The organism is Aerosakkonema sp. BLCC-F183 (genome assembly GCF_041929145.1).
In the GTDB taxonomy this organism is placed as follows: domain Bacteria; phylum Cyanobacteriota; class Cyanobacteriia; order Cyanobacteriales; family Aerosakkonemataceae; genus Aerosakkonema.
This window is the reverse complement of record NZ_JBHFNU010000061.1, coordinates 64,894-80,567: the sequence shown is the minus strand read 5'-3', so window position 1 is coordinate 80,567 and position 15,674 is coordinate 64,894. Positions and strand designations below refer to the sequence as shown.

The 15,674-nt window shown below is 45.1% G+C and carries 8 protein-coding genes; 5 read left to right on the top strand and 3 right to left on the bottom strand.

The window, feature by feature from the left end; translation table 11 throughout:
• Positions 1-117: 117 nt before the first annotated feature.
• The 3 genes from ACE1CD_RS17540 (at position 118) to ACE1CD_RS17530 (ending at position 2,933) form a co-directional block, all read left to right on the top strand.
• Positions 118-858, top strand: a complete 741-nt coding sequence (locus ACE1CD_RS17540) for an iron-containing redox enzyme family protein (protein ID WP_374825772.1) — start codon at positions 118-120, stop codon at positions 856-858.
• Positions 836-1,915, top strand: a complete 1,080-nt coding sequence (locus tag ACE1CD_RS17535; RefSeq protein ID WP_374825770.1) for a DUF3419 family protein — start codon at positions 836-838, stop codon at positions 1,913-1,915. Before ACE1CD_RS17540 ends, ACE1CD_RS17535 begins: the two co-directional genes overlap by 23 nt.
• 208 nt (positions 1,916-2,123) lie before the next feature.
• Positions 2,124-2,933, top strand: coding sequence for a hypothetical protein (locus ACE1CD_RS17530; RefSeq protein ID WP_374825768.1), 810 nt, complete (start codon positions 2,124-2,126; stop codon positions 2,931-2,933).
• Here ACE1CD_RS17530 and ACE1CD_RS17525 read toward each other — a convergent pair.
• A complete protein-coding gene (locus ACE1CD_RS17525) occupies positions 2,911-4,137 on the bottom strand; it encodes an RNA-guided endonuclease InsQ/TnpB family protein (protein ID WP_374825766.1) in 1,227 nt (408 codons plus the stop codon). The genes ACE1CD_RS17530 and ACE1CD_RS17525 overlap by 23 nt on opposite strands.
• A 9-nt stretch (positions 4,138-4,146) precedes the next feature.
• Between ACE1CD_RS17525 and ACE1CD_RS17520 the strand changes: the two genes are divergently transcribed.
• Positions 4,147-4,314, top strand: coding sequence for a hypothetical protein (locus ACE1CD_RS17520; RefSeq protein WP_374794199.1), 168 nt, complete (start codon positions 4,147-4,149; stop codon positions 4,312-4,314).
• A gap of 198 nt (positions 4,315-4,512) precedes the next feature.
• Positions 4,513-5,622 (top strand): hypothetical protein, encoded by a 1,110-nt coding sequence (locus ACE1CD_RS17515; RefSeq protein WP_374825764.1) that lies wholly within the window; start codon positions 4,513-4,515, stop codon positions 5,620-5,622.
• A gap of 74 nt (positions 5,623-5,696) precedes the next feature.
• On the opposite strand, the gene ACE1CD_RS17510 is transcribed toward ACE1CD_RS17515, so the two are convergent.
• Positions 5,697-8,267: a glycogen/starch/alpha-glucan phosphorylase gene (locus ACE1CD_RS17510; RefSeq protein ID WP_374794201.1), complete on the bottom strand. Its 2,571-nt coding sequence runs from the start codon at positions 8,265-8,267 to the stop codon at positions 5,697-5,699.
• A gap of 553 nt (positions 8,268-8,820) precedes the next feature.
• A complete protein-coding gene (locus ACE1CD_RS17505) occupies positions 8,821-15,555 on the bottom strand; it encodes an ATP-binding protein (RefSeq protein WP_374825762.1) in 6,735 nt (2,244 codons plus the stop codon).
• Positions 15,556-15,674 lie beyond the last annotated feature (119 nt).

Below are 15,674 nucleotides of genomic sequence, written 5' to 3'. Positions count from 1 at the left end.
AACCTAAAAAATTCGCGATCTTATCTGCGTGCATCTGCGTGCATCTGCCTACATCTGCGGTTAAATTTTAACTAACGATGCCAACAGACAATCCAAAACATAATTCTTTCACTCCCAATGCTACCGGACACAATATTTGCCATTAAAAATTCTCCCATCGCACCCTCCCTAATTTGGGAAGATTTAATCGCAATTCCCACCTTAGAAGCCGCCGTGTTGCAAGTGGCAGCAGTTTACGATTTTCGTCGCCATCCTTATATAATATGGATGCAAAGCAACTCCACATCCCGCGACGCCTTTCGCCGCAGTCAACTACCATTTCGATTTGCAGTCGAATCTTTTTCCCAAGCACTTGCAGCTGTGTTGGCGCGGACACCGCTGCTGGAGGCGCGACTACCCTTGGCAGAAAATGTGGCGGAGGAACACGGACACGGAGAATGTTTGCGTTCTCATAAATACACATTTCGTCAATATCTCTGTGCGTTGGGTGCAACTGCCACCGAATTGGAAATCCCTTGCAGCACAAACGTCCTGGCATTCAATCAGTCTATTCTGACTTACTGCTTAACGCAACCGGTCGAAGCTGGTGCGGCAATGTTGGGTATCATCGAATACCTATACGTGGGCATCAGCGGATCGATCGCACATACCGTTTGCGATCGCGCTTGGACGACTCCCGGTAGCCAATCCCACTACGCAGTACACGAAAAACTCGACACCGAACACGCTAGAGATTTACTGATATTAGCAGAACCAGCTTGGCATGAGTCGCGTTCTCGCGTTCTTGTTGCACAAGGACTCGTTCTCGGCGCACACTATTTTTGGAGTCTTTATCGTGATTTGCAGCCCTCCCTCTGAAATTGCTTTTTCCCAAGTGCGGGAAGACCCTACAATTGAGTTGCGAGTTATCGAGCATTTAGCTGCAAAACAAGGTCATCCGTTGCGCGTGTTGCTGATTGCTTCCGGTGGCTGTACAGCACTCAGTTTGCTTTCCAGTTCTGCTGTGGCGCAGGTGGAAGCTGTGGATCTCAATCCCGCCCAACTGCATCTGGTGGAGTTACGCAGACAGGCATTATTGTATCTATCTCTCGACAATCAGTTAAAGTTAATTGGGGCAGATTTAACGGCGACTGAGGACGATCGCATATCCATTTACGCACAATTGCGATCGCAACTTCCAGAAACTACGCGGGTGTTTTGGGATGCGCGAATAGCACAAATTGGCTTCGGTGTCAATCGCGTCGGGCGTTTTGAGCAGTTATTTCGGGAACTGTCCGCCCATTTTGCCGCTGATGGAATAGATGCGCTGACTTCTCCAGAAAATGCGATCGCACATCCCCGGTGGCGAACTATTTTTGAGACTGTGTTTGAGAGAGGAAAACTGGCACGCACTTTTGGAGAAGCTGCGGTCAACTATTCGATGGAACGCAGTTTCGGCGAGCATTTTGCGGATATGTTTGCAATTGCTTTGCAGCGATTTGTGGCGAAGGGAAATTACTTTTTGACGCAAGTTTGGGGCGATCGCTACGCTGATGGAGTGGATGGAGTTCCCCTTTATTTGCAGCCATCTGTACAAGCGAAAATTCGTTCTTTGGGAACTAATCGACTGCGACTGCATCAAGGTGCATTTGTTGAGGTAATGCCGCAATTGGCAAAGGAAAATAAATTTGACTTGATTCAGTTTTCTAATATTTCTGACTGGATGCCTTTATCCGATTTACACGCTATGTTGACAAGTGCTGTGAGTTGTTTGCAACCGGGTGGTATGCTAATTGGACGACGACTCAATGGCGATCTCGATTTGGCAGCCGTTATGGGGGATTTTGTTTTAGTCGATCGTCAGTTTAGTGCCGAGTTACTGACATCAGATCGTTCGTTTTTTTATCGAGAAGTTGTTGTTGGGGTGAAGGAATAGATTTTTTGCCAACGTCTAAGGTATGGGATTTTTTTTACCACAGATATCCACAGATGAACACAGATGAACACAGATATAGTGGATGGCAAATCAGTGAGTTAAGATTATTCGCAGCAGGACTTTTGCCAGAGGTCTAATAGATATCTCCAACAAAGAATCTCAAAGGCAGGCAGGATGCCTGCCCCACAAGAATTTTTGGAGATGTATAATGAAAATTCACCGCATTGCATATGAGGAACGATCGCATTTTCAACCCGGTATTGTGGCGATCGAACAAGCTGCTATTTATCCGCTGGGGGATGATTTTTTTCAAATCGACCACGGCAAAGATTATTTTGCTTTTTTCGATCGCTTGGGTGAAGTAAATTACTACGTCGCTGTCGATGTTTCCGATCGCTGCGTTGCAGGTGTTGGGACGGGTGTGCTGCGCCAAGTTCCCTACTGTCAAGGCGAGGAAGTTCGTCCGGCTTGGTATCTGTGCGATTTGAAAGTTCACCCAAATTACCAACGTCAACACCTTTCCCTGCGATTGCTGCGCCACGCCCTCGATGGTAATATTTCTCGTTGCGATCGCGGATATACTATTTCCATGAATAAGGGCGATCGCACTCCCAATCGTCTGGTTAGCGTTCTGGAAAGATTTAGTCCGGTAAAATTTCGCCACACAGCTACACTATTAATATACAGCTTGGATGCAGAAAATATGCGCCGTTGCTCATCCCTACTTGTGGAACATCGCGGCAATATTTCCTATCTCTCGCTGCGAGGGATAAAAGATTTAAAACTGCAAAGTACCGCAGAATACTTACCGTTGCTGCACGTCCAGTGGGGTGCGATCGCATCCCCAGGCATTTCGCAGCCTGTACCTGGGTATGTGCATATGTTCTGCGTGCCAGAAAATGACGATTTGGCACAAGCGCTTGTAACTGAAGCCATCTTTCCCACTGCAACTGCTAGTGTAGTCAGTCACGGTATGGATAAATGCGATTGGCGTTTTATTTTAACAAGCGATATTTAAACTTCCCCGATCTGCTTACACGCTCGGTCGGAGATTTCAGTAGCCCTAGAACGTGCTGCTCTAGCGAACAAGCAAGTCCTGAACCTCTAGGCTGGTCTAAAATCAGCCCCAAACTAGAAATATTTTTAGCCGCATTCTCGTCAGCATCGCCAATCCAACCACAATGACCGCATCTAAACTTTTTGCCACTTCTGTACGATTCACCTCTAACTGGATGAATATGCAGGCATTTGTGACAGGTTTGGGATGTGTATCTTGGGTCAACAAACACCAGATTCACGCCAAACTTTACGGCTTTATAAGTGAGGAATTGGCGAAGTTGGTAGAACGCCCAACTATTACTCCTACGCCTTTGAGTTTGAGAGCGAGGTTGTTGGTTAGTACGCTCCCTAATCCCGGTCAAATTCTCCAAAGCAATGGTTTGGCTGGTTTTTTTGGCGTGTTGGATGAGTCGGTAACTGACGGCATGGTTTACCTGTGTCTGAAATCTTCGTTCGCGTCCACTCAACCGTTGCAGAAGTTGCCGACATCTACGCCGACTACTACGAGTGCCTTTGGACGCCCTTTGTTGCAACGAAGCTCTGACACGGGCGTATCGATCTCGAACTTGAGTTATCTGTTCTCCGTTAAACTTCTCCCCTTCAGAGGTAACACAGATGTCTGTGCGTCCCAGATCGACCCCCAAGACCTGAAGAGTCTTTTCGGGTTGTGGTGGCTCGGATTCAAGCTGAATTTGCAAGTAATAAGTACCATCTTTGCGCTTTGCCAGCACTGCCGATTTAGGATTTGTCCCAGCAAGCAAATGACGCTGATAGTTGCCGATGTGCAGAGGGAATTTCTCTCTGCCTTTAACCATCGTCAAGCTAACCGTCCAATCCTTCTCGCGAAAAGTGAAAGTTCGAGCATCATAAGTAGCACTGGTCGGAGCAAACCCTTTGACTGGGCGATTTTGTTGCTTGGCAGTCTTGCGATTAGCACAAACCCTGCGAATAGCATGGATGGTCATCTGAGCAGACATTCCCGAATAATCTCGTGCTTCCTTGTAAATTAAGGATTGTACGGCTATCTGGTTGGTCAGTTTTTGGTTGGTGTTTTTGTTTACATACTCACAGCAACTTGCAAAAGCCCGAAGTACCGCATCAAGTTTTTCAACTTGACTTGGTGTAACTTCGAGCTTACAGCTAACCGTGAGGACTTGAGGCATTTTTAAATTGTGAAGAATATCGAACAATTATACCATCAAATTACTAAAGATGGAGGCATCGAACCCCCATCTTTAGTCGCTATCCCTCTCCAGACTGCTAGCGCTCTCGCCTGGGGACTCTCGCGTTGTCGTAGAGATTTCGTTACATTTTTGGCAACAGAGAGATCGATCGGCTAAATTTAGCTTAGCTTCTTTGTAGCTTCTTTGTAGGTTGGGTTGAGTGCAGCGAAACCCAACGCTTTAGTTGGGTTTCGTACCTCAACCCAACCTACGAATCTAAATGTAGCTTAGCTTCTTTAGTTGGGTTTCGTACCTCAACCCAACCTACGAATCTAGCTAACCCCTAGCTATAACGATAAGGACTCGGAAAAAGCCATGCCAAAACTCACTCGCATTTTATTCGCTACAGCTCTAACTTTGAGCATCTTGTGTTTTCCTATCAAAGCTTTTGCTAAAGCGAAAATTCAGATGGCGATCCTGCTCGATTCTAGCAATAGCATGGATGGACTGATCGACCAAACGCGCACGCAAATCTGGCAAATTGTTAATTCTTTGTCTAAAGTAACCAAAGATGGCGAAGTACCGGAGTTAGAAGTCGCTCTCTACCATTACGGTAACGATAGTTTACCTTCCCAAGAAGGTTTTGTGAGACTCTTAACAGGATTTACTTCTGAGTTAGATTTGGTTTCCGAAAAGCTATTTAGTATTCAAACTAACGGCGGTCAAGAATATGCTGGTTGGGTAATTCGATCGGCGATGCAGCAATTAAACTGGAGTAAAGACAAAGAAGATTTTCGCGTTATTTTTATTGCGGGTAACGAACCATTCGATCAAGGGCCGGTACGTTGGAGTCAAGCTGTGAATCTCGCTGTGAATGGCGATATACTCGTTAATACGATCTACTGCGGTTCGGCGGAAAGTCAGGAGCGACAACTTTGGGCTTCGGGAGCTACTTTAGCAAAAGGCAGTCACTTCAATATTAACCAAGACAAAAAGATTGAATTTATTAAGTCGCCTTACGATGAGCAAATTGCTGCTTTGAATGCTCAACTCAATCAAACTTACATTCCCTATGGTGCGAGAGGAGCAGCAGGACAAGAACGTCAGGCTATTGAAGACCGTAACTCTGCTGAAAATATAGCATCTCGCGGTATCTCCAAAGCTTCTCAATATTATAATAACGCTTCTTGGGATTTAATTGATGCTCTCGATCGAGGTATCGTTACCCTTGAACAATTATCAGATGATGCTTTGCCGCCAGTTATGCGGGGTATGAGTTTAGGGCAAAAACGCGAATATGTAGCGAGAAAGAAAGCGGAAAGAGAGAGAATTCAAGCTACAATCCGCGACTTATCTCAAAAACGTGACGAATATGTCATAAAACAGCGCCAAGCTAATGTCAATGGTGGCGAGAATACGCTGGATTATGTAATTATTCAAAGTCTCCGCCAGCAATTAGCCGCTAAAGGGTTTAAGCTTCAGTAATGGTAGGAAAAGGTATCTTACCTGGAACAATAGTAGAGAAGTTGTATACAACGTCTCTACTATTTTGGAGATGTCTAATGACCGAGCGCAAATGACTCTTCGTTGATTATCTTCAATCGATCGACATCTGTTTGCAGATATTCTGACAATTCAATTTTGATTGGTTGAATTTGCCAAATATCTTCACAATAATCCCTAATCGATCGATCGGAAGAAAATTTGCCCATCCGCGCTACATTTAGGATGGCCATTCGCGTCCAGTTTTCCGCATCTCGGTAAGCTTGACTGACTTGTTCTTGGCATTCTATATAAGCACGATAGTCTGCCAAAAGCATATATTCATCGCGATACAATAGGGTATCCAACAAAGGTTTAAACAAATTGGTATCGCCGTGGGAGAAGAAGCCGGAAGAAATGCGATCGATCGCCAATTTCAATTCCGGGTCGCTGTTGTAATAATACATCGGGTTGTAGCCCTCTGCTTTTTTGGCATACACTTCTTCTGCGGTCAATCCAAACAGGAAGAAATTTTCCGCTCCTACTTCTTCGCGGATTTCCACATTCGCGCCATCTAAAGTGCCAATAGTGAGCGCCCCGTTGAGAGCAAATTTCATGTTTCCAGTTCCAGAAGCTTCCTTTCCGGCTGTGGAAATTTGTTCCGATAAATCCGCCGCCGGATAAACTCGTTGGGCAAATTTAACGCTGTAATCTTCCAGAAACACAACTTTCAGCCGTCCTCTGACATCGGGGTCGCGGTTGACTACTTCACCGATCGAATTGATTAACTTGATAGTCAACTTGGCGATGTAATAACCGGGGGCTGCTTTACCTCCGAATAAGAAAGTGCGCGGTGTAATATCAATATTCGGATTCGCCTTGATGCGGTTGTACAGGGTAATGATGTGCAGCGCATTTAAGTGCTGGCGCTTGTATTCGTGGAAGCGTTTGGCTTGAATATCAAACAAGGAATTGGCATCGACATCAATCCCGTTTTTGGCTTTGATATATTCAGCTAAATCTTGCTTGATTGCTTGTTTGATTTGCCGGAATTTCTGGCGAAATTCTGCATCTTCTGCAAAACTTTCTAATTGGCGAAGTTCGTGCAAATTTTTGATCCAGGTATTGCCAATCTTGCTGTCAATCAGTTCGCACAGTCGGGGATTGCTCAATACCATGAAACGGCGCGGGGTGATGCCATTTGTCTTGTTGTTGAACTTCTCTGGGTACATTTCGTAGAAGTCGTGCAAGACATCTTTTTGCAGCAGTTCGGTGTGCAATTGCGCCACGCCATTAATCGCAAAGCTACCCACGCAAGCCAAATTAGCCATGCGGATGTAGCGTTCCCCGCTTTCGTCAATGAGGGACATTCGTTTCAGTCGATCGAAATCATCGGGAAACTTGATCCGCACATCGTCGAGGAAATGACGGTTAATTTCATAAATTATTTGCAGGTGTCGGGGCAGTAGTTCCCCAAACAAGCCCAGAGGCCATTTTTCTAAGGCTTCTGGTAAGAGGGTATGGTTGGTATAAGCGAAAGCTTTGGTAGTAATCTCCCAAGCTTGTTCCCACTCCATTCCGTATTCGTCCACTAACAATCGCATCAATTCGGCGACGGCGATCGAAGGATGGGTATCATTGAGTTGGATGACAAATTTTTCGTGGAATTTTTCCAAGGGAATCTTTTGCCCTTTCATAATCCGAATCATGTCTTGTAGGGAACATGACACGAAAAAGATTTGCTGCGCCAACCGCAATTTTTTACCTTGGGATACGTTGTCGTTGGGGTAGAGGACTTTCGAGAGGTTCTCCGAAGTCATCTTGGCTTGGACGGCTTTTACGTAATCGCCTGAGTTGAAGGCTTCAAAATCGAAGGATTCCGGTGCTTCGGCTGCCCACAATCTTAAGGTATTGGCAGTGTTGACTTTGTATCCTAAAATCGGTGTGTCGTAGGGGATGCCTTTGACAACTTGGAAGGGAATCCAGCGGACTCGATAGCGATCGTTCTCGTCAACATAAGATTCTGTATGACCGCCCAGTTTCACTTCCACTGACCATTCCGGACGGGCGACATCCCACGGATTGCCGAAGCGCAACCATTTGTCAGTGATTTCGACTTGCCAGCCATCTTGAATTTTTTGCTCGAAAATACCGAATTCGTAGCGAATGCCGTAACCTAGAGAGGGAATCTCCAAGCTGGCCATCGAATCGAGGTAACACGCAGCTAATCGCCCCAAACCGCCGTTACCCAGTCCGGGTTCTTCTTCTTGTTCGAGTAATTCGTAGAAGTCGAGTCCTAATTCTTCAATGGCTTGTTTAACTTGGTCGTAGATACCCAAATTGATCAGGTTGTTGCCCAGGTGTGGGCCCATGAGGAATTCTGCGGAAAGATAACAAACTGTCCGCGAACCGTTTTTCGTGTAACTCTGGGCCGTGTCTACCCAGCGTTTGAATAAGCGATCGCGTACTGTGTAAGCTAATGCCATGTAGCAATCGTTTTTGGTGGCAATCCCGGAAAACTTGCCTTGTACGTAGAAAAGGTTATCCAAGAACCCTCGTTTGAGCGCTTCAATGCTCAATCCCGTGCGATCGTCTTCTACTTGTATAATCGGCTTACATTCGAGGACTGGATTGGGTACAGTTTGCATAGCTCTTATCCTTTAGGATTTTAGATTTTGGCTGCCTGTGAGTATAGAATTTGTTGACCCAAAATCGATCGAAAATCATATTTTCTCTATATTGCCTGCCTTTTTCGGTAACGATTTACACATACAGTGCGTAAAGTCAAAAGTCAAAAGTCAAAAGTCAAAAGGCAAAAGTCAAAATCACGAATTTCTGCTCGGTATCTCGTTCTCCCACTCCCCCACTCATTCTTGCTCCCCTCCCCGTAGACCGTCGGGCGTCGAGCGCCAGTCCAGTAAAAGAGATTGACAAAAGAAATAAGATGTGTATTTGTATAGAAACCTCGGCAGGGCGAAGCAAGAGGACATAAAAATTGTTGCTTCTGGCGATCGATTGTCGCCCTCTTGCTTCGCCCCTACACAATACATATTTCGTTGTTTTTGTCAATTCATTCTAGTGGACTGACGCTCTAGCTCCCCTCCCCGTAGACCGTCGGGGCTTGCTCCCCTCCCCGTAGACCGTCGGGGCTTGCTCCCCTCCCCGTAGACGGGGAGGGGCTGGGGGTGGGGTTCCCCTCTTTCACTTAATCGGAATTTCCATAACAAACTCCGACCCCTGTCCGGGTATGGAAATGCAACTGAGTTGACCGCTGTGAGATTCTACAACGATCGAGTGGGAGATATACAGACCCAAGCCGGTGCCAGACCCTACAGGTTTTGTGGTGAAGAACGGATCGAAGATTTTGTCAACTACCTCCGGTATCATACCTGGGCCATTATCGCTGATTCGGATGGCGATCGCGTTGGGGGTAGTTTGTTCTGTGCGAATGCGAATGGTGGGTATTGGGTGCGATTCTTTCAGATGCGCGACTTGAAATTTACTGTATCCTTCCAAAGCATCAATGGCATTGGCGAAAATATTCATAAATACTTGGTTGATTTGTGAAGCTTGACAAGTCACTTTGGGTAGGTTGCCGTATTCTTTAATGACGTTGATTTCCAAACGTCCGCCTTCTGGTTTCAGGCGAGACTGCAACAGCATCAAGGTACTGTCAATACCTTCGTGAATATTCACAGGTTTGGTCTCGGATTCATCGTGTCGGGAGAAGTTTCGCAGTGCCAAAACTATTTTGCGGATGCGTTCGGCACCGTTTTGCATTGAGGACAAAATTCTCTCCAAATCTTCGCTTAAAAATTCGATTTCGTTGTCTAAAAGCGCTTCGGCAATTTCGGCGGTGGGATTGGGATAGTGTTGCTGGTAAAGTGTGACAAGATCGAGCAATTGTTCGCTGTACTGTTTGATATAAATGATATTGCCGTAGATAAAGTTGGTGGGGTTATTGATTTCGTGGGCGACGCCGGCGACTAGCTGCCCCAAACTGGACATTTTTTCGGTTTGGATGAGTTGGGCTTGGGTGCGTTGCAGCTTTTGCATGGCTTCTTCTAACTGACGGGCTTTCTCTCTTTCTCGCGCTTCGCTTTGGCGTAATGCTTCCAAATTGCACAATTTGATTTGAGTTTGAATGCGAGCGATCAGTTCGTTTTTGGAGATTGGTTTGGTGAGATAATCGTTAGCGCCCACACTAAAACCCTGTACCAAATCGGCGATTTGATTTTTGGCAGTTAGCATTAAAATGGGCAATTCGTTGACGCTGTGGTGTTCGCGAATTTTTTGGCAAACTTCGTAACCGGATACTTTCGGCATCATGATATCCAAAACTATCAAATCGGGGCGCTGTGTTTCCACAATTTCTAAAGCATCGGCACCGCTGATAGCTTGGATGATGTTGTAGTTGTACATAGATAAGTGGTTGGTGACTACTTGCAAATTAATCGGTTCGTCATCTACCACTAAAATGGTAAAATCGGCTTGGGAAGGTAATACTTCTACAGGCACCAATCGCGGCGCTGCGACTTCTTCCCGCACTTTGGTAATTTCTTGCGTTAATTGAGCGGTTATTTCCGGTGTTTGGCTGCTGGTGGGGAGGGTAAAGGTGAAGCTGGAACCTTTGCCGATTTCCGATTCTAGCCAGATGGTGCCGCCGTGCAATTCTACCAGTTGTTTGGTGATGCTTAAGCCCAATCCAGTGCCACCGTATTCGCGGGAAATGGAGGCGTCAACTTGCTCGAAAGATTTAAAGATATCGGCAAATTTTTCGCGGGGAATGCCGATACCGGTGTCGGTAACTGTTACTTCGACCATACCGTTTTTCTGGATGGCGGAAACGGTGACCGAACCGGCGGCGGTAAACTTAATGGCGTTGCCGATTAAGTTGTGCATGATTTGTTGGAGGCGATTTTCGTCGCCTTCAATGGGGGGGAGATTGGCGGGAATTTCGTTTTTGAGTTGGAGGAATTTTTCACCCAAAAGCGGTTTGGAAAGGGTGAGGACAATTTCGGCGATTTGGCGGAAATCGACGGGTTTTGTTTGCAGTTCCATTTTCCCTTTGTTGAGTTGGGAAAAGTCGAGGACGTAGTTGACCAAACGTTCCAATCTTCTGCCGCTGGCAACTACCATTGAAAGGTTGGCAGTTTGCTTGTCGTTGAGGCGTCCGGCGGCACCGTCGATGAGGGATTCGGCGATGCCGATGATGCCGTTGAGAGGGGTACGGAGTTCGTGGGAAGTGTTGGCTAAAAAGTCGTCTTTGAGTTTGTCGAGTGTTTTCAGTTCTTCGTTGAGGGCGGTAGTTTCTCGGTAGAGTTTGGCGTTTTCTATGGAGATGGCTACTTGGGAAGATAAAAGTTTTAAGAGTTCCAATCTGTCGGCGGTAAATGCGCCGGTGGTGAGGTTATTTTCGAGATATAAAATGCCGCTGAGTTTGCCTTGATTGAGGAGGGGAATGCAGAGAAGAGATTTGGGTTTGGCGTGCAGGAGGTAGGGGTCGTTACGAGTTTGGATTTGGGAGGAGGGATTTTGGATTTCTTCGGCGGCGTTGTCGAGAACTGCGATTTCTTGGCGACGGGCGACGTAGTTGACGATGGCGGTACTGAGGAGGGGAATTCCGGTGGAGGAATCTACTAAGTCTACGGGGATGGATTGCAGGGTGGTTACTTCGTCAGCATCGACTGTTCCGGATGCTTCGATTACCCAGTTAGTTGCTTCGCTTTCTGATTGTTTTGGGGCGGGGAGAATGAGAAATCCTTTTTGTGCGCCTGCATTTTCGATCAGGATTTTCATTAGTTTGGCGAGCAATTTATCGAGGAGGATTTCGCCGGATATGGCTTGGGAAGCTTTGAGGACGCTGGCTAAATCTAGTTGACCGGAAGTTGTTCCGCCTGTGGTGGTGATAGTGGAAATGGTGGTTTTGGTGGGGGAAGAAGTGGTTGAGGCGGCGGTGAAGAATTCTGGATATTGGGTTTCTAAATGTTTGACTTTGGCGGCTGCACCCCATTGTTGGTAGAGGTAGCGAGCGTTTTGCAGGTAGTGGCGGGCAAAATGAGTTTGGTTTCTGGTTAGATAGAATTTGCCTGCGAGTTCGTTGGCGAGGGCTTCTTCGTTGAGGTATTCGTTTTCGCGGGCTAATTCAATGGCTGTGTCGTAATATTCTCTGGCGTCGCCGTATTTACCTAAAATGCGGGCGCGTTCGGCTTCGACTAGATAGAATTTGTGCAGGTAGTTCATGGGCGCATGATTAGCCCATGTTTCTAATTTTTGTTGGTTGGCGGCGACTTTGGCGAGAATGCGTTCTTTTTCTGGTTCGTCAGCATCGGGAAATACAGCGAGATGAGCTAGGGAATCCCAAGAATGGAATTGGTAGAAAGGTATCATTCCTATGGTTCCGTCTAAATACTCTTCTGCTCTAGCTGCAACTTGAATAGCTTGCGAGTATTCACCAAATAAATAGCAAAGAACTAATTTATTGAGAGATAAGTAATAAACCCCCGAGCGATCTTTTGCTGCCAAGTGAACAGACAGCATTTTTTCTTCGTTGTAAGCTTCACCAATCAACTGGATTGGATTCTCATTTTGCCCAATTAGATTCAGTACGGACTGTCTCCACACTTCATTGTAATTAGCGATAGTTTGTTGCTTTAATTCGCTGATAACGCTACTATAAGAAGCCATTTCTCGTTCTAATTTATTCAGTTGCTTGCCCATAAAATAAGACTGGTTACAGCGTGCTAAAGCACAATAGCTAGCCATATCTAAAGCACCTGTTTCTAGTCCGCTTTGATAGCCATCCAGTAAAGGTTGTAAACCAGCTTTGAGATGTTCCTTCCAATGGCTTGTAGTGCAGTAAACTAAGTTTAACGTACCTGCTTTGAGATTTCTAACATTAAGCTTTTCTAATATATTTAAGGCTATTTGACCAAAAGCATAGCCGGAATCAATGTCTCCCATTAGGCCACAAAGAATCATTGCATAACAGGCATAAGCATAACTAGATTCAGGCGCATTCCCGTATTTTATAGACAAATTGACCTGTTTAAACACAGATAACGGCAACAATTGAGGAGCGGCTTTATAGCTGATAGAATTTAAATAATTCATAATATCTATCGCCGCCATTTTTTCTGGATTGGTTATTTCTGGTAAATTGACCAAAGCTTTAATTTGTTTTTCACCCAAAACTGAATTAACTTCTTGTAACGCAAGCATAAAATCTGATTCACTTGGCTGTTCTGGAAATGTAATACTCAACAATTTCAGTACATCAAGAGCGGTTTGCAACGCTTCCATTAGTTTGTTTTGGGCAAGATGAGCCAGAATCTCAACTTTATAGACTTTCACTTTATCGAGTAGAGCTTTAGCATGGTTTCGCACCTCAGATGCCAATCGTCTCATATCCTCAAAGTTTCCGCTCAAATACCCTGCTTCGGCAGCTTGTACATATAGCCCCAAAGTCAGGTCATACTGCCGCTTCCAGCTTGACTCGTCTTTCAGCAATTCAATGCCTATTTGCAAGTAATTAAATGCTGGCTGATAAGCTGCGGAGGCTTTTGCTTTCTGTCCTGCCAGCAAGTTTAATTCAGCTAGTTCGTATCGCTTTGCTTGTTGCTGAATCAAATCTCTACCCTGATTGAGTTGATTGACTATTTCAAATATTTCTTGCTTGCGCTTATCTGCCGGTGTATTTTGCAGTAACAATTCTCCTACTCGCAAATGAAAAGCTTGCTTGTCTTCCGTAGGAATAAGGGAGTAAACTGCTTGTTGGATACGATCGTGGGCAAACTTATATTCAACATTTACTTGACCGACCAAATCTTGCAGATCGAGGTCTAATAGTTTGTAAGTATCGCTTAAAGGTAAGATTAAATTTTCTGCAATTGCTTGCCACAAATCGCCTGCTGTTTCTCGGAGAGATTTTTCATAGACTACTGCTAGAGTTTGGAGGTCAAATTGATTGCCAATACAAGCGGCCAGTTTCAACACGGCTTGTGTTTGCTCTGGCAATTTTTGAATTTTTCCTGCCATCAGTTCAACTACATTATCAGTAAAGCCCCGGTTTTTAATTTCCGGTAAATTATATTGCCAACTGCCTTGCTGATAGTCAAAAGAAATTAATCCTTCTGCATAGAGAGCTTTTAAGAATTCATTGATAAAGAAAGGATTACCGCCTGTTTTAGCAACTGTTAATTTTGCTAGGGGTAAAGCTGTCTCCGAGCCGCAATGAAGGGTATCTACTATTAACTGATTAACATCGGACAATTTTAGTGGAGAAAGGAAGATGCGATCGATCGTTGCATTAGCCTTCTCGATCTCTGCCAACGTCAGCATGAGGGGATGTGCTTCGCTGACTTCGTTGTCCCGATAGGCTCCAATTAAATACAGATATTTACTATCTGCCGCCGTCATCAAACGTTCAATTAATTTCAGCGAAGCACCATCGCTCCACTGTAAATCGTCCAAGAAAATGCAGAGGGGATGTTGTGGTTGAGTAAATACTTTTATGAATTTCCCGAAAACGAGATTAAACCGATTTTCTGCTTCCGCTGGTGCTAAAACAGGTACTTGCGGTTGCTGTCCGATAATTAATTCTAATTCGGGGATTACTTCTATCATCACTTGACCGTTTGAACCCAAGGCAAGCAGCAACTTTTCACGCCAAGCGTCTATTTGGACTTTACTTTCTGTTAGTAACTGTAGGATTAAAGAACGAAATGCTTGGATAAGGGAGGCGTAGGGTATATTGCGTTGAAATTGATCGAATTTCCCGGCAATAAAATACCCTCGCGAGCCAGTGATGGGTTTATAAACTTCCTGTACTAAAGCTGATTTACCAATCCCGGAATATCCTGCCACCAACATTAATTCGCTGGCTCCTAAGCTAACGCGATCGAAGGATGCCAATAAGGTTTCTATTTCTTTTTCTCGCCCATACAATTTTTGGGGAATTTGAAAGCGATCTGAAGCATCGGCACGCCCTAGAGGAAAGGGAGCTATTTGCTTTTTCTGCTGCCATTGATGCAGACATTGCTCTAAATCTGCTTTCATTCCGTAGGCGGATTGGTAGCGGTCTTCGGCATTTTTTGCCATTAATTTGAGGACGATTTGTGAAATTATCTGGGGAATTTCTGGTTTTAGTTGGTGCGGCGGTAAGGGAACTTTGGCAATATGGCAATGCACCAATTCGATCGCATCTTCTATCGGAAAGGGTAACTCGCCCGTTAGTAACTGGTAGAATGTGACTCCCAACGAGTAAAGATCTGTGCGATAATCGATGGGACGGTTCATACGTCCGGTTTGCTCTGGCGAAATATAGGCCAGCGTTCCTTCTAAGACATTTGGATTGCGAAAAGTGGCATTTTCTCGCGAAATAACTGTAGAAATTCCAAAATCAATAAGTTTTACTTGCCCGGTAGTTGGATTCAGAATAATATTTGCTGGGTTAATATCTTTGTGAATAATATGCTGCTGGTGAATTTGACCCAAAATCTCGCTAATCTGAACAGCTACTGTTAAAAAATCTGCCAAAGAACCTAACTCGCCAAACCCCGCTTCCCTACGAGGTAAGGGGGGAAGCGGAAGATTTCTCCCCTCTCCTTGTAGGAGAGGGCTTGGGGGAGAGGTTTCTTCTGCTTGCATTAACTGGGCTAGAGATATCCCTCCAAAGTCTTCTAATACCATCACCCAGCGGTTGCCATCTCTTTCCAAACTGTAGGCATTTACTACGCCAGCTAGGTTCAGGTTACAAATGACTTCATACTCTCGCTTGAACCAAGCAATTTTTTCCGGCGGTGGGTAAAGTTCCTTGAGGATCTTGAGGATAACTGGTTGTTTATCTAGTTGGCGAAGTCCGCGATAAACCAAGGAGTTATCGCTTTCGTGGAGTTTTTTGGTTATTTGGTAGCCTGAAAATGCTATATTTATCATAGTTTGTTCCAAAATTAACTTAAGTGTAAGTAAATAAAGTAAAAATAGTTATCTAAACATCTGACGAAAAGTTATTTTAATACAAAGGCAAGACGCCCAGCCAAAACTATTTTAGCTTT

Coding starts and splice junctions, on each gene's coding strand:
- ACE1CD_RS17540 (WP_374825772.1), top strand. CDS start 118: ATGCTACCGGACACAATATTTGCCATTAAAAATTCTCCCATCGCACCC.
- ACE1CD_RS17515 (WP_374825764.1), top strand. CDS start 4,513: ATGCCAAAACTCACTCGCATTTTATTCGCTACAGCTCTAACTTTGAGC.
- ACE1CD_RS17530 (WP_374825768.1), top strand. CDS start 2,124: ATGAAAATTCACCGCATTGCATATGAGGAACGATCGCATTTTCAACCC.
- ACE1CD_RS17525 (WP_374825766.1), bottom strand. CDS start 4,137: ATGCCTCAAGTCCTCACGGTTAGCTGTAAGCTCGAAGTTACACCAAGT.
- ACE1CD_RS17505 (WP_374825762.1), bottom strand. CDS start 15,555: ATGATAAATATAGCATTTTCAGGCTACCAAATAACCAAAAAACTCCAC.
- ACE1CD_RS17510 (WP_374794201.1), bottom strand. CDS start 8,267: ATGCAAACTGTACCCAATCCAGTCCTCGAATGTAAGCCGATTATACAA.